The organism is Nonomuraea sp. NPDC050022, from assembly GCF_044460705.1.
In the GTDB taxonomy this organism is placed as follows: domain Bacteria; phylum Actinomycetota; class Actinomycetes; order Streptosporangiales; family Streptosporangiaceae; genus Nonomuraea.
On the sequence record NZ_JBITKE010000007.1, the window covers coordinates 503,402 to 525,976 of the forward strand.

A 22,575-nucleotide genomic window follows, 5' to 3' on the forward strand; every position below is an offset into this window, starting at 1 on the left:
ATGAAGATTCACGGAGACTGATCTTGTACCTCATGCGCATCGGCGCCCCCGGCGCCGAAAAGCCCGTCGTCCGCGTGGACGACACCCACTACGTCGACGTCTCTGACCTGACGCCAGACTTCGACGAGCGCTTCTTCGGCGCCGGCGGCACGGCCCTGCTGGCCGGGCCGGTCGCCGAACGTATCGCGGCCGGCCAGGTGGCGGAGTTCGCCGGCGAGCGGGTCGGCGCGCCGATCGCCCGGCCGCACCAGATCCTGTGCATCGGCCTCAACTACAGCGACCACGCCGCCGAGACCGGCCAGGCCGTCCCGGATGAGCCGATCCTGTTCACCAAGTCGCCCAACACGCTCGTCGGCCCCTACGACGAGGTGCGCATCCCGCGCGGCTCGACGAAGACCGACTGGGAGGTGGAGCTGGGCATCGTCATCGGCCGCCGTACCTCCTACCTGGACTCGGTCGAGCAGGCCCGCGACGTCATCGCCGGCTACTGCGTGGTCAACGACGTCAGTGAGCGCGCCTTCCAGATGGAGCGCGGCGGGCAGTGGAGCAAGGGCAAGTCCGCCGAGACGTTCAACCCCGCCGGTCCCTGGCTGGTCACGCCCGACGAGATCGCCGACGTCACCGATCTCGGCATGCGGCTGGACGTCAACGGCGTGCGCCGCCAGACGGGCACCACCAAGACGATGATCTTCGATCCGTACGTCATCGTGCACCACCTGAGCCAGTTCATGGTGCTGGAACCCGGCGACCTGATCAACACCGGCACCCCGCCCGGCGTCGGCATGGGCCACGAGCCCCAGATCTGGCTCCAGCCCGGCGACGTGATGGAGCTCGCCATCGACGGGCTCGGCAGCCAGCGCCAGCGGGTCGCAGGGCCCCGCTAGTGCGCGCCCTCGTCCTGACCGGCCCGGGCAAGGCCGAGGTGCGGGAGGTCGAGCCGCCGATCGCCGCCCCCGGCGAGGTGGTCGTGGACGTCGAGCGGGTGGGCGTGTGCGGCACCGACGTGGAGCTGTTCACCGGCGAGATGAGCTATCTGCGTACCGGCCGGTCCTGGTACCCGCTGCGCCCCGGTCACGAGTGGACCGGGGTGGTCAGCGCGGTCGGCCAGGGCGTGGACCACGGCTGGCTGGGCCGCCGGGTCACCGGCGACACCATGCTCGGCTGCGGCCGCTGCGACCGCTGCCAGGCCGGTAACCACCACGTCTGCGCCGACATGGTGGAGATCGGCATCAGCCGCGGCCGCCCCGGAGCGCTGGCCGAGCAGCTCGCCGTGCCGGCCACGGCCCTGCACGCGCTGCCCGACATGATGGACGCCACGCTCGGCGCGCTGGTCGAGCCGGGCGCCAACGCGCTCAGGGCCTTCCGCGCCGCCGGGCTGCGGCCGGGGGAGCGGCTGCTGGTCCTCGGCACGGGCGCGATCGGCCTGCTCGTGGCCTTGTTCGCCCGCGCGGAAGGCGTAGAAGTGCACCTGATGGGGCTGCACACCCCCGATGTCGCGCGGGCCCTCGGCCTCACCGGCGTCTGGACCCGGCAGACGCTGCCCGAGCTGCCGTGGCATGCCGTGGTCGACGCCTCCAACGCCCCGCGGCTGCCCGCCCTGGCGCTCGACCTCGTCGAGCCCGCGCGACGCGTCGTCTACATCGGCCTGGCCGGGACACCGAGTACCCTCGACACCCGCGACCTGCTGCTGCGGGACGTCACCGCCGTCGGCATACTCGGCGGCTCGGCCGGGCTGGCGGGCGCCATCGCCGCCTACGCCGACGGTTCGCCGGCCCCCCGCCCGCTGGTGGCCGCCACGGTCGGCCTGGCCGCGACGGCCGACGTCCTGGCCGGGCACCGGCCCGACGACGCCGGGCCGGGGCCGAAGATCCACATCGATCCGCGACTGTGAGGCAAGCACGCGTGAGCAGCACGATGCCCGTCCCCGATGCCGCCCTACTGTCGGCGGTGGAGGCAGCCGTCCCCGGGATCGCCCGCACCAGGGCCAGCGACCGGCTCGGCATGGCGCACGACGCCTCGCACTACCTGCTCACCCCGCAGGCGGTCCTGGTGCCCGAGAGCGCGGAGCAGGTGGCGGCGCTGCTGCGTACGGGCCTGCCGCTCACCTTCCGTTCCGGCGGCACCAGCCTGAGCGGGCAGGGGGTCAGCGAGCACCTCCTCGTGGACACCCGGCGGCATTTCCGCGGCATCGAGGTGCTGGACGGCGGGGCGCGGGTGCGGGTGCAGCCGGGCGCGGTGCTGCGGCAGGTCAACGCCCGCCTCGCGCCGTACGGCCGCAAGCTCGGCCCGGACCCGGCGAGTGAGTCGGCGTGCACGATCGGCGGCGTCGTGGCCAACAACTCCAGCGGCATGACCTGCGGCACGCACGCCAACACCTACCAGACCCTGGAGTCGATGACGCTGGTACTGCCCAGCGGCACCGTCATCGACACCGGCGCCCCCGACGCCGACGAGCGGCTGCGCGCCCTGGAGCCCGCGCTGGCCGACGGCCTGGAACGGCTGCGCGAGCGCGTGCGCGGCAACCCCGACTCGGTGGGCCGCGTCACCGCCCAGTTCTCGCTGAAGAACACCATGGGCTACGGCCTCAACAGCTTCCTCGACCACTCCTCGCCCGTGCAGATCCTGGCCCACCTGGCCATCGGCAGCGAAGGCACCCTGGGCTTCGTCGCCGAGGCGGTGCTGCGCACGGTCCCCGCCCACCCGCTGGCCGCCACCGGCCTGCTCGTCTTCCCCACCCTGCGCCAGGCCATGGCCGCGATGCCCGATCTGGTCGCCGCCACGCCCGCCGCCGTCGAACTGCTGGACGCCGAATCCCTGCGCGTGGCCCAGACCGACCCCAAGGCCGACGAGGTGCTGCGCACGCTCGCCGTCGCCGAGCACGCCGCCCTGCTGATCGAATGGCAGGAAGCCGACCCGGACCTCCTGGCCGAACGTGAACGGACGGCCGAGGAGCTGTTCCCGAAGCTGCCACTGTCCGCCCCGGCACGGCTGAGCAGGCAGGCGGGCGGCCGGGCCGCGTTGTGGCATATCCGCAAAGGCTTGTACGCCTCCGTCGCCGGCGCCCGCCCCAGCGGCACCACCGCCCTGCTGGAGGACGTCGCCGTTCCGGTGCCCGCCCTGGCCGACCTGTGCGACGAGCTGATCGCCCTGTTCTCCGAGCACCGCTACGAGCGCAGCGTCATCTTCGGCCACGCCAAGGACGGCAACCTGCACTTCATGCTCAACGAGCGCTTCGACACCGACCTGGAGCGCTACGCCGACTTCACCGAGGACATGGTGCGGGCCGTCCTGGCCCGGGGCGGCACCCTCAAGGCCGAGCACGGCACCGGCCGCGTCATGGCCCCGTTCGTACGCCGCCAATACGGTGATGAGCTGTATGAGGTGATGCGCGAGGTCAAGCGCCTGTGCGACCCGGCCGGCGCGCTCAACCCCGGCGTCGTCCTGACCGACCGGGACGACGCGCACCTGCGGGACCTCAAGGCCGTCGTCACCGTCGAGCCCGAGGTGGACCGGTGCGTGGAGTGCGGCTACTGCGAGCCGGTCTGCCCCAGCCGCGACCTGACGACCACCCCGCGCCAGCGCATCGTGCTGCGCCGCGAGCTGGCCGCCGCCCACGCCGCGGGCGACCACGAGCTCGCCCGCCAACTGGAGGAGGAGTACGGCTACGACGCCCTGGACACCTGCGCCGTGGACGGCATGTGCGCCACCGCCTGCCCCGTTTTGATCAACACCGGCGACCTGACCAAGCGCCTGCGCGGCGAGCGTCACGGCCGCCTGGCCCAGAAGGGCTGGAAGGCCGCCGCCAAGCACTGGAGCGGGGTGACCGGCGCGCTCGACCTGGCGCTGGACACGGCGAAGGCGGTCCCGCCCCTTCTGCCGGAGGCGGCCGGTCGTGCCGCTCGCGCCGTCACCGGCTCCGAGGCCGTTCCAGAGTGGACCCGCGACCTGCCGCGGGGCGGGAAGCGCCGCCGGCCGGATCCGGTGGAGAACGCGGACGCGGTGTACATCCCGTCCTGCCTGAACACCTTGTTCGCCCCCGCCGACGGCGGCCCCGGCGTGATGTCGGCGTTCACCCGCCTGGCCGCGCGGGCGGGCGTGCGGCTGCACATTCCGGCGGGGATCGGCGGCCTGTGCTGCGGCACTCCCTGGTCGTCCAAGGGCTACACCGACGGCCATGACCTCATGGCCCGCCGCGTGCGCGACACCCTGCTCGAAGCCACTGGGCTCAAAGCCTCCGGCCAGGGCCGGATCCCGGTCGTCAGCGACGCCGCCTCCTGCACCGAGGGCTTCCACCGCCTGACCGACTCGCTGGGACAGGACCTCCAGGTGCTCGACGCGGTCGCCTTCACCGCCGAGCACCTCCTGCCCCGCCTGACCGTGCACCGCCGCCGCCCGTCCCTGGCCCTGCACCCGACCTGCTCCTCCACCCGCCTCGGCCTGGACGCCGCCATCACCCGCATCGCCGAAGCGGTCGCCGAGCGGGTGGTCGTCCCTGACGGATGGCAGTGCTGTGCCTTCGCCGGCGACCGCGGCCTGCTCCACCCGGAGCTCACCGCCTCGGCCACCCACGCAGAAGCCGCCGCCGTACGGGTCGGCGACTTCGCCGCGCACGCCTCGGTCAACCGCACCTGCGAACTCGGCCTGACCCGCGCCACCGGTGAGCCGTACCACCATCTGCTCGAACTCCTCGACCAGGCCACCGCCTGAAGATGAACGTCCGCCTATGGCGGCCCGCCGGGCTAGGGTTGCTGCGTGCACATCGACGAACTGCTGCAGGCCATCCCGCCCGCGTGGCTGTGTGCCCTGGTCGGCCTGGTGATCGGGATCGAGAGCCTCGGCATCCCGCTGCCCGGCGAGATCGTGCTGGTCAGCGCCGCGCTCTTGTCCGCCAAGGGCGTCGTCAGCCCCGTGTGGGTGGGCGTCTGCGCGAGCGCGGGGGCGATCGTCGGCGACTCCATCGGCTACGCCATCGGCCGCAAGGGCGGCAGGCCGCTGTTCGAGCGGCTCGGACGGCGCTTCCCCAAGCACTTCGGGCCGGGCCACATCGGCAAGGCCGAGCACTACTTCGACCGGTTCGGGGTGTGGGCCGTGTTCGTCGGGCGCTTCATCGCGCTGCTGCGCATCCTGGCCGGGCCGCTGGCGGGGGCGTTGCGCATGCCGTACTGGCGCTTCCTGATCGCCAACGTGCTCGGCGGGATCGTCTGGGCGGGCGGCACCACCGCGGTGATCTTCTATCTCGGCATGGTCGCCGAGAAGTGGCTGAAGGGCTTCTCGTGGGTGGGGCTCGTGGCGGCGGTGCTGTGCGGCATCGCCACCACCTGGTACGTCAAGCGGCGCGCGGCCTCAGCGCTCGATGAGGGTGACCTCAAGGGAGTAGAGCGAGGCCCGGTAGACATGTGAGCCGTGCTCGACGGCCCTGCCCTGGTCGTCGTAGGTGGTGCGGAGCATGGTCAGGAGCGGGGCGCCGCGCCGCTCGTCCAGCAGTTTGGCCTCGGCCTGGTTGGCCGCGCGGGCGCCGATGCGCTGGTTGGCCACCCGCATCCGCACGCCCGCGCCGCGCAGCAGCTCGTACAGGCCGCGGCCCTCCAGGTCGGCCGCCGTCAGCTGGGCCAGGCCCAGCGGCAGCCAGTTGTGCAGCACGGCCAGCGGCTCGCCGGCGGCGAAGCGGAGCCGTTCGAGGTAGAGCACGTCGGCGCCGGGCTCGACGCCCAGGACGGCGGCGATCTCCTCGCTCACCGGCCGGGGCTCCAAGGCGAGGACCTGGGTCGCCGGCTCCTGGCCCGAGCGGCGCAGGTCGTCGTAGAGGCTGGTGAGCTCGACCGAGCGCTTGACCTGCCCGTGCACCACCTGGGTGCCGACGCCGCGCTTGCGGACCAGCAGGCCCTTGTCCACCAGATATTGGATGGCCTGGCGGATCGTGGGCCTCGACAGGCCCAGCTTGTCGGCGAGCAGGATCTCGTTGTCCAGCCGGGAGCCGGGCGCCAGGTCGCCTCGCCGGATCGCCTCGGCGATCTGCTCGGCCACCTGGAAGTAGAGCGGCACGGGGCTGGAGCGGTCCAGGTCGATCGCCAGGTTCGCGGTCATGCTGATCAGATTAACCCAGGTCAGAATGTCCTGACAAATCTCGCGCGTAGGCAGTAGGTCATGACAATCTGCTGTCTTGACATAATAGGGGATGTACGTCGAATGCGCGGAATTGGGCATGACCGTGCTGATGAGCGTGAAGTGCCCCCGGAGGAGACATGGACGCGACACAGTTGCTCGACACCGCCTCGGAGGCGGCCAGGGCGGTCGGGCCGAGGCTGCGCAAGGCCTTCAGATCGAGACCGCCGGTCGCCACCAAGCGCGACTTCCACGACCCGGTCACCGAGCATGACCGGGCGGCGGAGGAGACGATCCGCGCCGTCATCACCGCCCGCTGGCCCGGCAGCGCGATCGTGGGGGAGGAGGGCGGCGTCACCGGCTCGGGCGAGCTGCGCTGGTATGTCGACCCGATCGACGGCACCGCCAACTTCGCCGCCGGCCTGCCGTTCTTCTGCGTCTCCATCGCCGCCGCGCTGGCGGGTGAGCTGGTGGCGGGCGTCGTGTACGACCCGGTGCGTGAGGACGAGTTCACCGCCTCCACGCTGGGCGCCTGGTGCAACGGCACCCCGATCCGCAGCAAGGGGGCCACCCGTGACAGGGAGGCGATGCTGCTGTCCAGCTACCCCACGCCGCTGGACCTGGAGCTCGACGGGGAGCGGGCGCTGCGCCGCTACGGCCGCTTCCTGGAGTCCTTCTCCGCCGTACGCCGGCCGGGCAGCGCCGCGCTCAAGCTCGCGCACGTCGCCGCCGGGTGGGCCGACGTCGCGTACGGCACCCGCTCCCACCCGTGGGACGTGGCGGCGGGCGCTCTGCTGGTCCGGCAGGCGGGCGGCGTCTACGTCGGCGACCCGCTGGAGGCAGGCGACTATCTGGCGCATGTGGGCGGCTTCGACCTGCGCGGCTCCGCCCTCGCCGAGGTGGCGCCCTGAGCGGCCCGTAGATCCGCGTTGACGAGTCCGCGGGATTCCTGGACACCGGTGCACAAGATCCGGTAGGGATGAACGGCTTCTGGTCCCTCTTGATCGGAATTCCGAGTGTCCAAGTCGCCGCTGTCCACCGCCGTACCCCGTGGGCACCGCGTTTACCGCGCGCTGGCGGCGTTCGCGGTCGTGGTGCTCCTGTTGGCCACGCACGGCAGGGACCAGGGGCCGGAGCGGATCACCTCGGCCACGTCGAAGGTGTGCCGGCCGTGGAAGATGTCCGTGTTCATGAACAAGCAGCCCACACCCGCGGAGCGGAAGCCCGCGTTCGTCTGCGCGGTCAGGCAGCGCTTGGCCTTCAACGGGCGCTACGCCACCGTGCCCGATGAGAGCCTCGTCAAGATCGGCCGGCACCTGTGTCAGGTGTCGCTGCGTCATGACCAACGCGAGATGCAGACCGTCATGGAGAGGCGTGGCTTCGTGGTGGACACGGAGGCGAACTCGAAGACGCTGGGATATCTGTGCCCAGAACTCAATCGGCGCCAGACGGCCGAGGAGGAGGCGGTCCGGAAACGCGAACAGGACGTCATCGCGACCGCCCGGCGGCGATGCGACTCCCTACCCCGGCATCGGCCACCGGCACACCCCTCGCTGCAGGCCAGGGCCATGCTGTGGGTGGATCCCTCCGGCACGCTCGATGTCCTGGAGGGCGACCTGGACACCGACTTTCCCTCCTCCTTCGACAAGGCGTCCGCCAACGAGCTGGTCGGGGCCACGCCCGGCGATCTCACCATTCTCACCGCCGACGAGGAGACGCACGTCTGCGCCACCGTCGAGGTGTACGACGAGCGCCCCCGGGTCGAGGTCGAGCGATGGGAGAAGGTCGTCGAGGTCGGGTACGTGAGCCCCGAGGGGGAGATGGTGATCATCGACGGTGAGGAACAGGAGCTGCCCAACCTCGCCCTCCACGGCGCCGGCCGCTACCGGGTGCGGGTGCACACGCGGGGGGCGAAGGCGGCCCGGGCAAAGGATGGGGACGCCCGGCAGGAGTTCCTGATCGTCGTCTATCCGGGGACGTCCGCACGGACTCAGGTGCTCAAGTGACCCCCTTGGGTCGACGGCCGAAGTCCGTGGCGAGCCAGGTCGCGAGGTCGTCGGCCGGCCGGCCGTGGTCGCCGGACCCCGGTTCCCCCGCCTCCGGCTCCCGCACGCGGTCGAGGCGGAACACCCGCCAGCCGCCGGCGTCGAGGTCGTGGGCGAGAACGTACCAGCGTCCGCGGGTGTAGAGGCACCGCACCGCCTCCACCCGCCGCCGGCTGGCGCTTCCGTGCCGGTCGCGGTAGCCGAACCGCAGCACGAGGTCCTGATCGGCAGCCTGGAGCAGCGCCGCCAGGGTCGAGGGTTCCACGCCCCCGCGCTCGCCGTCGACGTTCTCGCTGCCCGCGGCGGCGGTGTCCAGGACGGCGCGCGGCCGGCGCGGGAGCACCTGCGACAGCTTGGCCAGCGCCCGGTGCGCGGCGTCCCCGGCGAGGGTCCCCTCGGCCATGCGCAGGGCCGCCACCAGAGCCACGACCTCGTCGTCCTGGAAGACCAGCGGCGGCATCCGGTGCCCCGGGCGCAGCGCGTAGTGGCCACCCGGCCCGGGCCGGCCCTCGACGGCGTAGCCGAGCCTCTGCAGGCGGGCCACGTCGCGACGCACGGTGCGGGTGCTGACCTCGAGCCGTCCGGCCAGATCGGAAGCCGACCAGCTCGGCCGGGCGGCCAGCAACTCCAGCAGCAGGAGGGTCCGTCCGGCGGGATCGCCATCGGCGGGGGCGAAATCGGTCATGACTCCAGTGTCGCCACAATCACGGACAGGATCCGGCCACATCTATCCATACGGTGGATGTCATGGAGATCGCAATCACAGCACCGTCCGGCAACGTCGGCCGCTTCCTGGTCGGTCACCTGGTCCGCGCCGGCATCCGTCCGCGGCTGCTGAGCCGCCACCCCGCGAGGCCCCGCGCGACCTGGGGCGACCTCGTCGACGCCCGCGAGGTCGACCTGCGGGACGCCGCGGCCGTCACCGAGGCGACGCGCGGCGTCGACGCGCTGTTCCTGGTCGTGCCGCCCGGTGAGGCCGACGACCCCGTCGCGGCGTACACCGAGGTCGGCGAGGTCGTCGCCGCCGCGGTCGCCGAGAACCGTGTCCCCCGCACCGTCCTGCAGAGCAGCGTCGGAGCGGAGTTGCGCGAGGGCGCCGGTGAGATCGACGGGCTGGCCCTTGTCGAGGAGGCGCTGGACCGGGTCGTCGCCAAGCACGCCGATCTGGCCGTCACCCACCTGCGGTGCGGCTACTTCTTCAGCAACCTGCTGTTCGAGCTCGACAGCATCCGCTCGGGCACCGTGGCCGTGCTCCTGCCCACCGGCCAGCCGTTCTCCTGGGTCGCGCCGGCCGACATCGCCGCGGTGGCCGCGTCCCTGCTGCTGCGCGCCGACTGGTCGGGACGCCGGGTGCAGGCCGTGCACGGACCACAGGACCTGTCCTGGGACGACGTCGTGGCCGTGGTCGGCGACGTCCTGGGCCGCACGGTCACCGCCCACCGCGTCGCCGACGACGACATGCGCGCCACGCTGGCCGGCGCCGGCATGTCTGCGGCGCAGGTCGAGGCCATCATGGGCATGTCGACCGGACTGCGCGAGGGATTCGTCCCCGAGCAGCCGAGGACCCCCGTGACCACGACCGACACGACGCTCGGAGCATGGGCCTGGGCCGAACTCCGTCCCACCCTCGACGCGACCGGGTGAGGCGTGCACGACCTGTGACGACCACCGCCTGGTGACAGAATCTCCGCACGCCGGTTCGTCGAGGGCTACGCCTTCTCGGGGGTGTCCGGCTGGGGGCGGTCAGTGGCCCTTGCGGTAGTCGCCGGCCAGGCGTACGTGCTCGATCATGATGTGCTCGGCCGCGGCGCCGTCGGCGGCGGCCAGCGCGGCCAGGATGCCCTCGTGCGCGTCGAGCTGCAGCTTGACCTGCTCGTCGTCGAGCCACAGCGACGCCCCGGCGGGCACGGGGAAGCTGTCGCGGACCGCCCTGGCGTGCTGGCCGAGGAAGGCCGGGCCGCCGATGTCGGCGATGCGCAGGTGGAAGTGCCGGCTCTGCTCGCCCAGCCGCTCGTGCCGGCCCTCTTCGGCGTCGCGGACCATCGAGGCGTGCAGCTCGCGCAGCGCGGCCAGGTCGGCGGCGGTGATCCGGGTGGCGGCCAGCCGGGCGCCCAGGCCCTCGACGACCGCCCGCAGGCCGTAGTACTCCTCCACCGCGTCGTCGCCCAGGTCGACCACGGTCGCGCCGTGGTGGGCCTCGTAGCTGATCAGCCGGTCCTTCTCCAGCCTGCGCAGCGCCTCGCGGACCGGCGTGACCGAGACGCCGAGCCTGCGGGCCACCGCTCCGGCGCGCAGGGCGGTGCCACCGGGGATCCTGGCCGTGCGGATCTCCTCGAGCAGCACGTTGTAGACGTATTCGGCCTTGCTCATGGGAGGACGCGGCTCGCTGGTCGGCATGACCATCAGTGTCCCGCAATCTGAGAAGCGTATTGACCTATGACATATTTCTTATAAGTTACATCGTTATGACGAGCCTCGCCGACCTGCGGGTCATCGACGCCGCGACGTTGTTCGCCGGGCCATCCACCGCGATGATGCTCGGCGACTTCGGCGCCGACGTGATCAAGATCGAGCATCCCCGCCGCGGCGACCCCTCGCGCGGGCACGGCGCCTCGGTCGACGGGGTGGGCCTGTGGTGGAAGACGCTGTCGCGCAACAAGCGCGCCGCCGCCGTCGACCTGTCGCGCGCCGAGGGACAGGAGATCCTGCGCCGCCTGGTCGAACGCTCCGATGTCCTGGTCGAGAACTTCCGCCCCGGCACCCTGGAACGCTGGGGCCTGGCCCCCGCCGACCTCATGGACATCAACCCCCGCCTGATCGTGGCGCGGATGACCGGCTTCGGGCAGTTCGGCCCGATGTCGAGCCAGCCGGGGTTCGGCACGCTGGCCGAGGCGATGAGCGGGTTCGCGGCCATGACCGGCCAGCCGGACGGCCCGCCCACCCTGCCGCCCCTGGCCCTGGCCGACGGCATCGCCGGGCTGGCCATGTCGTACGCGATCATGGTCGCCCTGCGCGCCCGCGAGCAGACCGGGCGCGGCCAGGTCGTCGACATGGCCATCATCGAGCCGATCCTGGGCATCCTGGGCCCGCAGATGAGCGCGTACAAGGCGCTCGGCGTCGTGCCCCAGCGCACCGGCAACCGCTCCAGCAGCAACGCGCCGCGCAACACCTACCGCACCCGCGACGGCCGCTGGCTGGCCATCTCCACCAGCGCCCAGCCCATCGCCGAACGCGTGGTCACCCTGGTCGGCCGACCCGACCTGGTCGAGCAGCCCTGGTTCGCCAGCGGCCAGGGCCGGGTCCAGCACGTCGACGAACTCGACGAGGCCGTCGCCTCCTGGATCGCCGAACGCGACGCCGACGAGGTCATCGCCCGCTTCAAGGAGGCCCAGGCGGCGGTCGCCCCCATCTACGACGTCTCCGACATCGCCAAGGACCCGCAGTACGCCGCCCTCGACACCTTCATCGAGGTGCCGGACGAGGAACTGGGCACGGTCACCATGCAGAACGTGCTGTTCCGCCTGTCCGACACACCCGGCGCGATCTCCTGGCCGGGACGGCCCCTCGGCCAGGACACCGACCAGGTGCTCGGCGAGCTCGCCTACGGGGCCGAGGAGATCGCCCGGCTGCGCGAGGACGGGGTGATCGCGTGAGCACCCCCGTCACCTGGCTGTACGTCCCCGGCGACCGGCCCGAGCGGTTCGACAAGGCCGCCGCCTCCGGGGCGGACGTGGTCATCATCGACCTGGAGGACGCGGTCGCGCCCGCCCGCAAGGACGAGGCCAGGGCCAACGCCGCCGCCTACCTGGCGAGCCGAGGCCGTAGCGGATCCGTCGAGATGCACGTCAGGATCAACGACCTGGCGGGCGGGCGCGGGCGCGACGACCTCGACGCGCTGGCCGGCCTGCCGGGGCTCGACGCGGTCCGGCTGCCCAAGGTCGAGTCGGCCGCCGTCCTGGACGGGCTGGGCGTCAGGGCGTACGCGCTGCTGGAGTCCGCGGCCGGGATCGTCGCCGCGCACACCATCGCCGCCCACCCGGCCGTGGCGGGCATCGCGCTCGGCGAGCAGGACCTGGCCGCCGAGCTGTCGATCACCGACGAGAGCGCCATGAACCACCTGCGGCTCCAGACGGTCATCGCCGCCGCGGCCGCCGGACTGCCGCCCGTGCCGATGTCGGTCTACCCCGACGTCAAGGACGAGGCCGGTCTGGCGGCCTCCTGCCGGGCGGGCCGCGCGCTGGGCCTGTTCGGCAGGACCGCGATCCATCCCCGCCAGATCCCGGTGATCAGGCGGGCGTTCGCTCCCACACGGGAGGAGACGGAGCGGGCCGCCGAGATCGTCCAGGCGGCCGAGCAGGCCGAGCGGGCCGGGGCGGGCGCTGTCGCGCTGCCCGACGGCCGCTTCGTCGACGCGCCGATCGTCGCCAAAGCCCGCCGTACGTTAGACCTCGCCGAGCGGCTCGCGCCCGAGGACTGACCTTTCACAGCGGCCGGTTCCGCGCGTTCGCGGCGGCTGGTTTCCGCCCTCGAAGGCCGATCTTTCGCCGCGGCCGGCTTTTCCGCGCCCGAGCGCCGACTCCACAAGCCGCAGCTCCCTTTTCGCCACCACCCCCAACGGAGGCCATTTCGCCATGGGCATCGCCGTCTGGGCGCTCGTCGCCTATATCGCCATCATCGTCGTCTGGAACGGCGTCCTGAAACGCAACATCGGTGAGGCCATGCTCATCGGTTTCCTCGGGGTGTGCCTGTTCGGCGGTACCGGCTTCCTCAGCCTGGCCTGGGCGGGCATCTCCGACGCGCTGGCCGAGGAGGTCGTCTTCGCCGCCCTGGCCTTCGTGTTCATGGGCTACCTGCTCACCAAACTGGGGCTGATCCAGGAGCAGGTGACCGTCCTCAACTCGATCTTCGGGCGGCTGCGCGGCGGTGCCGGGTACGTCTCCACCTCCGCCGCGGCGCTGCTCGGCGGGCCCGCCGGGTCCGGGTCCGGCATCGCCGCCTCGGTGGGGTCGGTGACGATCCCCTGGATGACCAGGTCCAACTGGCGGCCCGACCTGGCCGCCGCGCTGGTAGCGGGCAACGCCGGGCTGGGCATCTCGATCCCGCCGAGCTCGTCGATGTTCCTGCTGCTCGGCTCGGCCGCCGTGGCGCCCGTGCTGACGGCCGACCAGCTGTTCGTACCCGCGCTCGTCGGCGGGCTGTGGACCGTGCTCTACCGCTTCGTCGTCGTGTTCGTCTGGGTACGGCGCCACCGGATCGAGGCCACCGACGCCGCCGACCTGATCCCGTTGCGGGCCGCCCTGCGCGCCGGGTGGACGTCGCTGCTGGTGTACGCGGGCATCGCCGTACCGGTGGTCATGACCCTCGACTTCGGTATCAAGTGGATGGAGTCGCGCGTCGGCGAGGCCGCGGACGACATCAGCATCGTCGTCTGGATCCCCGTCCTGACCATCCTGGCCACGCTGGCCGTGGCCTGGAAGCGGCTGCCGCGCACCGGGCGGGCCTGGAACGAGCTGCTGGGCGACATGGCCCCGCGCTACGCCGTGATCGGCGCGACGCTGTTCTTCGCCTTCGCGGCCGCGGCCAGCCTGGGCGAGCTCGGCCTGGTCGACCAGCTCACCGCCATCATGAAGGGGCTGAACGCGCCGGTCGCCGTCATCGCCACGCTGGTCGGGCTGCTGATCGTGATCATCGCGGCGCCGCTGACCGGGAGCGCGACGATCGCCGCCGTCGGCGGGGTGGCCTTCAGCGCCCTGACGGCGGCCGGGGTCTCGCCCGTGGCCGCGGCCACCGCCATCATGATCTTCGCCTCCACCGAGGGCGCCTCTCCGCCCGGCGCGGCCCCCATCTACATCGCCAGCGGCATCGCCGGGGTGGACCCGGCCAGGACCTTCGGACGGCTCATCATCTGGTTCGTCATCCCGATCCTGGCCCTCGGCGTGCTGGTGGCGACCGGCGTGCTGCCGATCTGATCCGATCTCCCCGAAAGGAATCCGCAATGGACACCCTCAAGCGCGTGACGATGGCGCTGTTCAAGATCGGGCTCGTCGCCTTCCTCGTCCTCGGCGTCGTGGTGGTGCTGATCCAGGCCGTCGGCCTGGTCGCCGGCACCCCGGGGCTGGTCTCCGGCGCCGTGTCGAGCCTCGGCATGGCGATGACCGTGGCGGCCGGGGTCACCGGGCTGTTCGGCTTCGTGATGTCGTACCTGTTCCACTGGAAGGCGGGGGAGGACTGAGGCTTCCGGTGGACGCGGGAAGAACGGAGGCGGGATCAGGGCGAGCCGGGCGTCCAGCGGGCGCGCAGTTCGGCGTCCTGCGGCGGCGGGCCGGGCAGCGGCCGATGGGCCGGCGGCCGCCGCAGCGAGTCGAGCAGCAGCGCCAGGTAGCGGTGCCGCAGCTGCTCGGTGCGCTCGTGCTCGCCCAGCTTGACCGAGGCCAGCTGCTCGAACAGCAGCGCCACGTCCGACACCGTGACGTCCTGCCGCAGCACACCGGCGGTGGACGCCTTGCCGTGCACCTGGGTCGCCAGGTCACTGGCCCGTACGGCGGCCTGGTACAGCTCCTCCGTCGGCTGGAACGTCCCGGCCAGCGCGATCGTCAGGGAGTGGGTGTCGGCCTCGACGATCTCCCGCATGTACGTGGCGAAGGCGTCCCAGGGGTCGCCCTGGTCGGCCAGCGCCTTCTCCGAGGCGGCGATGTACACCATCAGCCCGTCGAAGCAGAGCTTCTGCAACAGGGCCTCTTTGCTGGGATAGCGGCGATAGAGTGCGCTGATCCCGACGCCCGCCCGCTCGGCCACGGCGGCGATCGGGGCGCCCGGGTCGGCGGTGAACACCGCCCGTGCCGCCTGGAGGATCAACGCGTCGTTGCGGGCGGCCTGCGCCTTGCGGCCGCTCATCGGTGCTGAGGTCGTCATCCTCTCAGCATACGGGAACGTACGATTCCGTTCTACTCTCTGGGGTTCGGCCAGGTAGGCGGCGTAGAATCGAGGGTGATCGCGGCTCCTTGTCGCTCGTCCTTCCTGGAATGCGTGGCGACCATCATGTCCTGACATCAGGACGAAACCATGATTGTCACCATTGGTCCGCATGTCTATACAAGCAGATGACATTGGGGTAGAACCAGGGACGAGCCCGTTGGTCTTGGAGGTGTCGGATGAGACGAATCCCGATCGTGGTGGCGTTGCTGGGCGCTCTGGCGTTGAGCGGCTGTTCCTCTGCGCCGCAACCCGCCGCGCAGAGCAGCGCACCCGCCGCAGGATCCGCGCCCGCCGCGGCGAGCGGTGGCACCTTCGCCGTCATCACCCACGCCGGACCCGGAGACTCCTTCTGGGACGTGGTCAAGAACGGCGCCGAGGCCGCCGGCAAGCAGTACGCCGCGAAGGTCACCTACCAGGGCGACGGCGACCCGGCCAAGCAGTCGCAGCTCATCGACCAGGCGGTTTCGGAGAAGGTCGACGGCGTCGTGGTGTCCATGGCCAACCCCGACGCCCTCAAGGAGGCCATCGGCAAGGCCGTCGCCGCCAAGATCCCCGTCGTGACGATCAACTCTGGCGCCGACTCCTCCAAGGCGTTCGGCGCCATCACCCACGTCGGGCAGTCCGAGGAGGTGGCCGGGCGCGGCGCGGGCGAACAGCTCAAGGCGGCCGGCGTCACCAAGCTGCTGTGCGTCATCCACGAGGCCGGCAACGTCGGCCTCGACCAGCGGTGCAAGGGCGCCGAGGCCACGCTGGGCGGCACGGTCGAGCGGCTGCAGGTCGACGTGAGCAACCTGGCGGACGTGACCTCCAAGGTCACCGCCAAGCTGCAGTCCGACAAGCAGCTCAACGGTGTGCTCACGCTCAACCCGGCGGTCGCCATCGCCGCCCGCGACGCCATCAAGGACGCCGGGACGCAGACCAAGCTGGGCACGTTCGACCTGTCGGGCGACGTGGTCGCCGCGATCAAGGACGGCGAGATCCTGTTCGCCGTGGACCAGCAGCAGTACCTGCAGGGCTACCTGCCGATCGTCTTCCTCTACCTGTACAAGAACAACCTCAACACCGTCGGCGGCGGCCTGCCCGTCAACACCGGCCCCGGCTTCGTGACCAAGGACAACGCCGAGCAGGTGGCCAAACTGGCAGAAGCGGGCACCAGGTGACCACTGTTCCCGCCGATGAACGGATCGGCAGCGTCGGCCTGGCCCGCCGGCTGCTGATCCGCCCGGAACTGGGGGCGGTCGTCGGCCTGGTCGCGGTGTTCGCCTTCTTCGCCGCCCAGTCACCGGTGTTCCGCTCGCCGGCGGGCATCGCGAACTGGCTCGACCCGGCCGCGACGCTCGGCATCATGGCCGTCGCCATCGCGCTGCTGATGATCGGCGGCGAGTTCGACCTGTCGGCCGGCGTGCTGACCGGCACGACCGGGCTCATCCTGGTCACGCTCGCCACCCGCTACGGCTTCGACGTGTGGACGGCCATGCTCGTCGGACTGGTCGTCGCGCTGCTCATCGGGCTGGCCAACGGGCTGGTGGTCACCAGGACGCGGCTGCCCAGCTTCATCGTGACGCTGGGCACGTTCCTCATGCTGCAGGGCATCAACCTGGGCGTCACCAAGGCCCTGACCGGCACCGTACAGGTCAGCGGACTGCGCAGGGCGGCGGGCTACGAGAGCGCCCGGACGATCTTCGCGGGCACCATCGACATCGGCGGCACCTCCTTTCGCGTGGCGATCCTGTGGTGGGTGCTGGTCACCGCCGCGGCGACCTGGGTGCTCATGCGTTCCAGGGCGGGCAACTGGATCTTCGCGGTCGGCGGCAACGAGCAGGCCGCCCGCGCGGTCGGCGTGCCCGCCGCCCGTACCAAGATCGCACTGTTCATGACCACCGCGGTCGCCGCCTGGCTCGTCGGCTCGATCCTGGCCCTGCGCTACACCTCCGTGCAGGCCAACATCGGCATCGGGCAGGAGTTCATCTACATCATCGCCGCCGTGATCGGCGGGTGCCTGCTCACGGGCGGGTACGGCTCGGCGATCGGCGCCGCCATCGGCGCGGTCATCTTCGGCATGGCCGACAAGGGCATCGTCTTCCTGGGCTGGGACGCCGACTGGTTCAAGTTCTTCCTCGGCGCCATGCTCCTGCTGGCCACGCTGGCCAACCGCCTGGTCCGGCGCTACGCCGAGGAGGTGAAACATTGATCATCCAGACGCGCGACATCGGCAAGACCTTCGGCTCGGTTCTGGCGCTGCGCGAGGTGTCGATGAGCGTCGAGGCGGGCCAGGTCACCTGCGTCCTCGGCGACAACGGCGCCGGCAAGTCGACGCTCATCAAGATCCTCGCCGGGGTGCACCAGCACGACACCGGCTCCTTCCTCGTGGACGGCGCCGAGGTGCGCTTCGGCAGCCCGCGCGAGGCGCTGGACCGCGGCATCGCCACCGTCTACCAGGACCTGGCGATGATCCCCCTCATGTCGGTCTGGCGGAACTTCTTCCTCGGCTCCGAACCCCGCAAGGGCCTGGCCTTCGACGTCGCCACGGCCCGGCGGGTGGCCCGCGAGGAGCTGCGGGCCATGGGCATCGACATCCGCGACGTCGACCAGCCCGTCGGCACGCTGTCGGGCGGCGAGCGGCAGTCGGTGGCGATCGCCAGGGCCGTCCACTTCGGCGCCCGGGTGCTCATCCTCGACGAGCCGACCTCGGCGCTGGGCGTCAAGCAGGCGGGCGTCGTCCTGCGCTACATCGCCAGGGCCCGCGACCGGGGCCTCGGCGTGGTCTTCATCACGCACAACCCGCACCACGCCTATCCGGTGGGGGACCGGTTCCTGCTGCTCAACCGAGGGACGAGCCTGGGGGAGTACGGCAAGGGGGACATCACGCGGGAGGAGCTGACGGGGCTGATGGCGGGGGGAGCGGAGCTGGAACAGCTGTCGCACGAACTGTCCCAGGAGCCGGACGGGGACTGAGCGCGGGAACGTGCTGCCGAGCCGTCAGAACATCGTCTTGACCGCGACGTCTTGACCGCGACCGTTGGCATGGACGCGGTGGGCCCGTACCTCCCGGCCGGGTTCTGTCGGTGCCATCGTTCATGATGCTCACATGACGTCGTGGAAAGAGTTCGAGATCCAGGCCCCCGAGCTGGCGGCGGTCGCTCGGGGGTTGATGGAGCGTCACAAGCACAAGGTGCTGGCCACGCTCCGTAAGGACGGCTCTCCCAGGGTGAGCGGCACCGAGTCGCGCCTGGACGGCGGTGAGCTGTGGATGGGGTCCATGCCCGGTGCGGTCAAGGCGCTCGACCTGCGGCGAGATTCGCGCATGGCCATCCACGTCACCTCGCCCGACCCTGATGAGGCGGATCCGTCGTCATGGGCCGGCGACGTGAAACTGGCCGGCCGGGCGGTGGAGGTCACCGACCCGAAGGTGCTGGCCGAGGCGGGCCTGCCCAGCACCGACTCGCACCTGTTCAGGATCGACCTGTCTGAGGTGGTGTGGACTCGGGTCGAAGGCGACGAACTGGTCATCGACACCTGGCACGAAGGCGCGGAGGTGCGACATATCCGCCGCAAGTAATCTACAAAGTAAAGGCGCTCGGCTGATTCAATGCACGAAAAAGCCACCGTCAACAAACAGCATCTGGCCGGTGACAAACGCGGAGGCGTCACCGGCCAGAAACACCGCGGCACCGGCGAAATCGTCTGGCACGCCGTTACGGGCGACCATGTGGCGCGCGGCGAGCGCCTCGACGCGGCCGGGGATGGCCTGAGCCGGCTCGGTCAGCGGCGTCAGCACGAATCCGGGGATGATCGTGTTGACGCATACGCCCTGGCTTGACCAGGCTTCGGCCTGCGACCGCGTGAGGCCGCCGATCCCGGCCTTGGCCGCACCATACACACCGCTGTTGCCGAAGGCGCTGACGGTCTGCTGGGAGCCCACATTGATGATCCGCCCCCAGCCCCGCTCGGCCATGCTCGGCCCGAAGTGCTGGCCGAACAGGTAGGGGGCGGTCAGGTTGACCGCGATGGTCTGCTCATAGTCGTCGTCGGTGAGCTCGGCCATGGGCTTGCGGATGTTGTTGGCGGCATCGTTGACCAGAATGTCGATCTGGCCGGCGCCGGCGCAGACCCGCTCCACGGCCGCGCGGTCGCCGAGGTCGGCGCTGATGCGGGAGGCGGTCACGCCGTGCTGCCGCAGCTGGTGTACGGCCTTGTCGAGCTCGGCCTCCCGGCGAGCCACGATCACCACTTCGGCCCCGGCGCGGCCGATCGCCTCGGCCATGGCATAACCGATTCCTGAACTGCCGCCGGTCACCAGGGCTCGCCGACCGTCCAGGGAGAAAAGATTACGAAGATAGTCAGACACGAAGGGTCAAGCTAGCATCCGGCGCACGGCTGTCCCCGACGGGGCAGGGCCGGAGGGCATGGGGTTGTTGATCTTACGACCGGGGAGTCTTCCAGGAGATTGTCGGGGTGCGGGCCGGCCAGGTCGGCGCCAGTGTCCGTCCAACGTCCACCTCGTTCGCAGACAGGCCGATGGTGCCGGACGCCGGTCAACGCCCGCGGCGCCTGCCAGTTCACGAGGCGCAAGGGCAACGCCGACACCCTGACCAAGGAGACCGACTCAGCCTGCTGCTCCCCACCCACCACATCGGGCGACGAACCGGTCACCGCCCCCGATGGGAGGAAGCGGTGGACCGGGCCTTTCGCCGCTTACCGGCGGATTGCCCTGCTGCCAGGGCCGGCGGGTTGCCGGCTCTCAGGCGTCCGAGTCAGCACCAACGGGGCCTCCGCACCGGGTCTTCGTAGGGGCGGTGGCTCGGGGGTTCATGCGGTGGGGAGCGGGTTCTGGCCGAGGAAGCGGTGGCCGTTGTCGGCGGAGGCGCGTACTGCGGCGAACCCGTAGCCGGTCATCGCGGTTTCGTATTCGCGCAGTGCCGCGACCAGCGGGCGTCCGTGTGCCGCCTCGTTCAGTGCGTCCGCCAGCGTGGCCGCGTCGCGCAGCGCGGTGTTGGCGCCCACCCCACCGGCCGGGCTCATCGCGTGGATGGCGTCACCGAGCAGGGTGACGGCGCTGGTGGGCCATGGCTCGATGGGGACGCTGGTACGCAGGACGGCGGGGAAGATGCTGGCCGGATCCCACTCCCGCACGATGCGCTGGACGCGGGGATGCCAGCCGTCGATCAGCTCCAGCACCATCGCGCGGAGTTCGGCGCCGGTCATCCGGTGGAGTTCGTCGTCGGTGCGGGGTAGGTGCTCGCGGCGGATTCCGAAGCTGACGGTCATGTAGTCCCGTACGTCCATGTAGTCCCGTACGTCGTGGAGCTGGACGTCGGGGGCGTGCCGGGCGACGGCCTGGTCCATCGGCTCCGGGAACTCCACTGGAGCCACGCCGACGAAGGCGCTGCCGGGGCCGACGATCGCGGTGAAGACGTTGAACATGTCGTCGCTGAACAGGGTTCTGGTCTGGGCGGTCAAGGGGATCCTGCCGTAGAGCTGGCGCAGGCCGGTGTCGATGACGCGGGCGTGGGGGAGGCGCTGGCGGCGGATGACGGAGTTCACGCCGTCGGCGGCTACCAGTACGTCGCCGGTCGCGGTGCTGCCGTCGGCGAAGTGGGCGGTTATGTGGCTGTCGTCGGTGGGGGTGGTTTGGAAGCCGGTGCAGGTCTTGCCGTAGGTGACGACGTCTTCCAGTCCGGACAGCAGTATCTGACGCAGGGTCAGCCGGTCGGCCGCCAGGGGCGCGGGTCCGGCGTCCGCCTCTGCCGTCCATCGCGGAAGGAGTTGTTCGTCGAGGAATACCGAGCGGGGGCCGGGCGTCCCCGTCGTGGCCAGGAAGAGTCGCCAAAGTCGTGGCGGGAGGGCGCGTTCGAGGGCGTGCCGGCCGTCGGCGTTGATGTGGAGGCGGTAGCCCTGGTGGCGGAAGACCGGCGTGGTGTCCCGCTCGTGTACGGAAACGCTGATGCCGAGTCGGCGCAGTCGTTGGGCCAGGCACAGGCCGCCGAGTCCGGCGCCGATGACGATCACATGCATGGTGGTGATTCCCTTCTGGTCGTCGGCAACTGTCGGCGTCGGACGGGGGCGAAGGCGATCCAGGTGCTGCGACGCGGCGGTTTCCGGCATGAGGGGCAGGCGGTCAGCCGGAATCCGGCGAACGGTCTCAGGTCGGGCCGCTCCTGAACACCGGGCCCCTCCTAGTGGAAGCCGGGCAGGATGGCGCCTGCTCGCTTGACGGTCCGGATCAGGGGCGCCGTCTCCACATGCCGTACGGCCTTCAAGGATCCGATGCGCTCGGTCAGATACCGATACAGGTCGCGGGAGTTGCGGCAGGTGACGCCGGCGAAGAGGTTGGCCGGACCCGTGGTGGCGGCGGCGACCGTGACCTCCGGGTGCTGGGCCAGGGCTTCGCCCACGGCGGCGAGCTTGGCGGGCTTCACGGACATCCACAGCCATGCTTCGGCGTGGAAGCCGAGGGGTTCGGGTGGGATGTCGACGTCGAAGTAGAGGATCCCGGTTTGCCGCAAGTGTGCCATGCGCCGTCGTACGGTCGACTCCGACCAGCCGGTGATCGCGGCCAGGTCGGTATGGGTGGTCCGCCCGTCCTTCGACAGGGTCTCCAGCAGTGCGTGGTCCGCCTCGTCGAGCTGGAGGGTTTCGTCGATGGGGGAGGCGGTTTCCTCATGCGCGACCGGATCGACGAGGAGTTCGGCTGCTTGCTCGGTGGACAGCGCTCGCAGGCCCGCCCAGCCTGCCGGGCCGCCCGCGAACCGGTGCAGCATGCGGTGCGCGGTGACGCCCACCACTTGCCGGCTGCGGGGAAGTTTCTCCAGCAGGAAGGCGTCGCGTTCGGCCGGCGTCCGGGCCAGTGTGCCGCAGGCGATCTCGGTACCGCCGGAGAGCAGACTCACCCAAGCGGTGTCACTGCGGCGTGCCAGGGCGGTGGCGACCGCGCTCGCGGCGTCTGGTGTGCAGCGCAGCCGAATCGCCCAAGAGACATGATCGAGCCGGAGCCCGTCGACCACGCCGACGACGCGGAGTATCCCGGCCGAACGCAACCGCCGGTATCGGCGGGCGATGGTGTTCTCGGAGACGCCGAGCACTTCGCCGATCTTGCTGAAGGGCGCTCGGCCGTCGATCTGGAGCGCGTGTGCCAGGCAGCGGTCCAGGGGGTCCAGGGTGACGGTTTCCATCTGGGTACGGTATTCCGGCGCCGGTTGACGGCATGATGATCGCCGCGCGGGTGGTGGGATCGACGGCCGGAGCCCGAGAGACGGCTCGCTCTGCCTGAGTGGCTCGTCGCCCCGTCCGAGCGACAAGCCGCGCTGCCTGAGCGGCATGTCATGCCGCTGTCGCCGCCGGGACGGCAGCTCGGCGGGCGGCGCGGGATGACGTCCCGCGGAGTGGTGTAGCTCCACATTCGCTCGGCTCTGTTCGCCCACGTAGGAAACGCACAACGAGATCGTTGATCCAC

The 22,575-nt window shown here is 71.1% G+C and carries 22 protein-coding genes; 15 read left to right on the forward strand and 7 right to left on the reverse strand.

The features are described from left to right. Nucleotides 1-23 precede the first annotated feature (23 nt). From ACIBO2_RS31385 to ACIBO2_RS31400, 4 genes are read left to right on the forward strand one after another with little or no spacing between them, the layout of a single operon-like run. Nucleotides 24-884 (forward strand): fumarylacetoacetate hydrolase family protein, encoded by an 861-nt coding sequence (locus ACIBO2_RS31385; protein ID WP_358549371.1) that lies wholly within the window; start codon nt 24-26, stop codon nt 882-884. Beyond that, nucleotides 884-1,891 (forward strand): zinc-binding dehydrogenase, encoded by a 1,008-nt coding sequence (locus ACIBO2_RS31390; RefSeq protein ID WP_397301464.1) that lies wholly within the window; start codon nt 884-886, stop codon nt 1,889-1,891. Before ACIBO2_RS31385 ends, ACIBO2_RS31390 begins: the two co-directional genes overlap by 1 nt. Before the next feature lie 11 nt (nt 1,892-1,902). After that, nucleotides 1,903-4,707, forward strand: a complete 2,805-nt coding sequence (locus ACIBO2_RS31395; protein ID WP_358549376.1) for an FAD-binding and (Fe-S)-binding domain-containing protein — start codon at nt 1,903-1,905, stop codon at nt 4,705-4,707. 45 nt (nt 4,708-4,752) lie between these two features. After that, a complete protein-coding gene (locus ACIBO2_RS31400) occupies nt 4,753-5,400 on the forward strand; it encodes a DedA family protein (protein ID WP_358549379.1) in 648 nt (215 codons plus the stop codon). Here ACIBO2_RS31400 and ACIBO2_RS31405 read toward each other — a convergent pair. After that, a complete protein-coding gene (locus ACIBO2_RS31405; protein WP_357952934.1) occupies nt 5,344-6,084 on the reverse strand; it encodes a GntR family transcriptional regulator in 741 nt (246 codons plus the stop codon). The genes ACIBO2_RS31400 and ACIBO2_RS31405 overlap by 57 nt on opposite strands. Before the next feature lie 158 nt (nt 6,085-6,242). Between ACIBO2_RS31405 and ACIBO2_RS31410 the strand changes: the two genes are divergently transcribed. Next, complete coding sequence (locus ACIBO2_RS31410; RefSeq protein WP_397301469.1) at nt 6,243-7,013, forward strand: inositol monophosphatase family protein; 771 nt, start codon at nt 6,243-6,245, stop codon at nt 7,011-7,013. A gap of 105 nt (nt 7,014-7,118) precedes the next feature. Further along, entirely contained in the window at nt 7,119-8,108 is a 990-nt protein-coding gene (locus tag ACIBO2_RS31415) for a hypothetical protein (protein WP_358549385.1), read from the forward strand. On the opposite strand, the gene ACIBO2_RS31420 is transcribed toward ACIBO2_RS31415, so the two are convergent. Then, nucleotides 8,101-8,832, reverse strand: a complete 732-nt coding sequence (locus ACIBO2_RS31420) for a WYL domain-containing protein (RefSeq protein ID WP_358549388.1) — start codon at nt 8,830-8,832, stop codon at nt 8,101-8,103. The two genes, ACIBO2_RS31415 and ACIBO2_RS31420, sit on opposite strands and share 8 nt — an antisense overlap. A gap of 62 nt (nt 8,833-8,894) precedes the next feature. On the opposite strand from ACIBO2_RS31420, the gene ACIBO2_RS31425 reads away from it, so the two are divergent. After that, entirely contained in the window at nt 8,895-9,791 is an 897-nt protein-coding gene (locus tag ACIBO2_RS31425; protein ID WP_397301472.1) for an NAD(P)H-binding protein, read from the forward strand. A gap of 99 nt (nt 9,792-9,890) precedes the next feature. Here ACIBO2_RS31425 and ACIBO2_RS31430 read toward each other — a convergent pair whose 3' ends face one another. After that, a complete protein-coding gene (locus ACIBO2_RS31430) occupies nt 9,891-10,544 on the reverse strand; it encodes a GntR family transcriptional regulator (protein WP_397301475.1) in 654 nt (217 codons plus the stop codon). A 68-nt stretch (nt 10,545-10,612) separates the two neighbouring features. Between ACIBO2_RS31430 and ACIBO2_RS31435 the strand changes: the two genes are divergently transcribed. The 4 genes from ACIBO2_RS31435 (at nt 10,613) to ACIBO2_RS31450 (ending at nt 14,379) form a co-directional block, all read left to right on the forward strand. Further along, nucleotides 10,613-11,800, forward strand: coding sequence for a CoA transferase (locus ACIBO2_RS31435; RefSeq protein ID WP_358549397.1), 1,188 nt, complete (start codon nt 10,613-10,615; stop codon nt 11,798-11,800). Then, complete coding sequence (locus ACIBO2_RS31440; protein WP_358549399.1) at nt 11,797-12,624, forward strand: CoA ester lyase; 828 nt, start codon at nt 11,797-11,799, stop codon at nt 12,622-12,624. Before ACIBO2_RS31435 ends, ACIBO2_RS31440 begins: the two co-directional genes overlap by 4 nt. Before the next feature lie 154 nt (nt 12,625-12,778). Then, nucleotides 12,779-14,116, forward strand: coding sequence for a TRAP transporter large permease subunit (locus tag ACIBO2_RS31445; protein WP_358549402.1), 1,338 nt, complete (start codon nt 12,779-12,781; stop codon nt 14,114-14,116). 26 nt (nt 14,117-14,142) lie between these two features. Next, nucleotides 14,143-14,379, forward strand: coding sequence for a hypothetical protein (locus ACIBO2_RS31450; RefSeq protein ID WP_358549405.1), 237 nt, complete (start codon nt 14,143-14,145; stop codon nt 14,377-14,379). A gap of 35 nt (nt 14,380-14,414) precedes the next feature. Here the strand turns inward: ACIBO2_RS31450 and ACIBO2_RS31455 are convergent, their stop codons facing one another. Then, complete coding sequence (locus ACIBO2_RS31455; RefSeq protein ID WP_358549407.1) at nt 14,415-15,059, reverse strand: TetR/AcrR family transcriptional regulator; 645 nt, start codon at nt 15,057-15,059, stop codon at nt 14,415-14,417. A 239-nt stretch (nt 15,060-15,298) separates the two neighbouring features. Here ACIBO2_RS31455 and ACIBO2_RS31460 point away from each other — a divergent pair, with 239 nt between their 5' ends. The 4 genes from ACIBO2_RS31460 to ACIBO2_RS31475 all read left to right on the forward strand — a co-directional run bounded on the left by ACIBO2_RS31460 (nt 15,299) and on the right by ACIBO2_RS31475 (nt 18,681). Continuing rightward, entirely contained in the window at nt 15,299-16,282 is a 984-nt protein-coding gene (locus ACIBO2_RS31460; protein ID WP_358549410.1) for a sugar ABC transporter substrate-binding protein, read from the forward strand. Continuing rightward, nucleotides 16,279-17,313, forward strand: coding sequence for an ABC transporter permease (locus ACIBO2_RS31465; protein ID WP_358549412.1), 1,035 nt, complete (start codon nt 16,279-16,281; stop codon nt 17,311-17,313). Before ACIBO2_RS31460 ends, ACIBO2_RS31465 begins: the two co-directional genes overlap by 4 nt. Next, nucleotides 17,310-18,077, forward strand: a complete 768-nt coding sequence (locus ACIBO2_RS31470) for an ATP-binding cassette domain-containing protein (protein ID WP_358549415.1) — start codon at nt 17,310-17,312, stop codon at nt 18,075-18,077. The genes ACIBO2_RS31465 and ACIBO2_RS31470 overlap by 4 nt, the downstream gene beginning before the upstream one ends. Nucleotides 18,078-18,210: 133 nt before the next feature. Continuing rightward, nucleotides 18,211-18,681 (forward strand): pyridoxamine 5'-phosphate oxidase family protein, encoded by a 471-nt coding sequence (locus ACIBO2_RS31475; RefSeq protein WP_358549418.1) that lies wholly within the window; start codon nt 18,211-18,213, stop codon nt 18,679-18,681. Between the two features lie 27 nt (nt 18,682-18,708). Here ACIBO2_RS31475 and ACIBO2_RS31480 read toward each other — a convergent pair whose 3' ends face one another. The 3 genes from ACIBO2_RS31480 to ACIBO2_RS31490 form a co-directional block, all read right to left on the reverse strand. Then, entirely contained in the window at nt 18,709-19,386 is a 678-nt protein-coding gene (locus ACIBO2_RS31480) for an SDR family NAD(P)-dependent oxidoreductase (protein WP_397301482.1), read from the reverse strand. A gap of 545 nt (nt 19,387-19,931) precedes the next feature. Then, nucleotides 19,932-21,137, reverse strand: coding sequence for an NAD(P)/FAD-dependent oxidoreductase (locus ACIBO2_RS31485; protein ID WP_358549422.1), 1,206 nt, complete (start codon nt 21,135-21,137; stop codon nt 19,932-19,934). Nucleotides 21,138-21,298: 161 nt separating this feature from the next. Further along, entirely contained in the window at nt 21,299-22,294 is a 996-nt protein-coding gene (locus ACIBO2_RS31490; protein WP_397301485.1) for an Lrp/AsnC family transcriptional regulator, read from the reverse strand. Nucleotides 22,295-22,575: the final 281 nt, after the last annotated feature.

What these genes read in the sequence shown, in the direction of transcription:
- ACIBO2_RS31430 (WP_397301475.1), bottom strand. Translation starts at nt 10,544, where the DNA reads ATGCCGACCAGCGAGCCGCGTCCTCCCATGAGCAAGGCCGAATACGTC.
- ACIBO2_RS31455 (WP_358549407.1), bottom strand. Translation starts at nt 15,059, where the DNA reads ATGACGACCTCAGCACCGATGAGCGGCCGCAAGGCGCAGGCCGCCCGC.
- ACIBO2_RS31445 (WP_358549402.1), top strand. Translation starts at nt 12,779, where the DNA reads ATGGGCATCGCCGTCTGGGCGCTCGTCGCCTATATCGCCATCATCGTC.
- ACIBO2_RS31405 (WP_357952934.1), bottom strand. Translation starts at nt 6,084, where the DNA reads ATGACCGCGAACCTGGCGATCGACCTGGACCGCTCCAGCCCCGTGCCG.
- ACIBO2_RS31460 (WP_358549410.1), top strand. Translation starts at nt 15,299, where the DNA reads ATGAGACGAATCCCGATCGTGGTGGCGTTGCTGGGCGCTCTGGCGTTG.
- ACIBO2_RS31480 (WP_397301482.1), bottom strand. Translation starts at nt 19,386, where the DNA reads ATGGCCGAGGCGATCGGCCGCGCCGGGGCCGAAGTGGTGATCGTGGCT.
- ACIBO2_RS31410 (WP_397301469.1), top strand. Translation starts at nt 6,243, where the DNA reads ATGGACGCGACACAGTTGCTCGACACCGCCTCGGAGGCGGCCAGGGCG.
- ACIBO2_RS31475 (WP_358549418.1), top strand. Translation starts at nt 18,211, where the DNA reads ATGACGTCGTGGAAAGAGTTCGAGATCCAGGCCCCCGAGCTGGCGGCG.
- ACIBO2_RS31425 (WP_397301472.1), top strand. Translation starts at nt 8,895, where the DNA reads ATGGAGATCGCAATCACAGCACCGTCCGGCAACGTCGGCCGCTTCCTG.
- ACIBO2_RS31485 (WP_358549422.1), bottom strand. Translation starts at nt 21,137, where the DNA reads ATGCATGTGATCGTCATCGGCGCCGGACTCGGCGGCCTGTGCCTGGCC.
- ACIBO2_RS31420 (WP_358549388.1), bottom strand. Translation starts at nt 8,832, where the DNA reads ATGACCGATTTCGCCCCCGCCGATGGCGATCCCGCCGGACGGACCCTC.
- ACIBO2_RS31435 (WP_358549397.1), top strand. Translation starts at nt 10,613, where the DNA reads ATGACGAGCCTCGCCGACCTGCGGGTCATCGACGCCGCGACGTTGTTC.
- ACIBO2_RS31490 (WP_397301485.1), bottom strand. Translation starts at nt 22,294, where the DNA reads ATGGAAACCGTCACCCTGGACCCCCTGGACCGCTGCCTGGCACACGCG.
- ACIBO2_RS31450 (WP_358549405.1), top strand. Translation starts at nt 14,143, where the DNA reads ATGGACACCCTCAAGCGCGTGACGATGGCGCTGTTCAAGATCGGGCTC.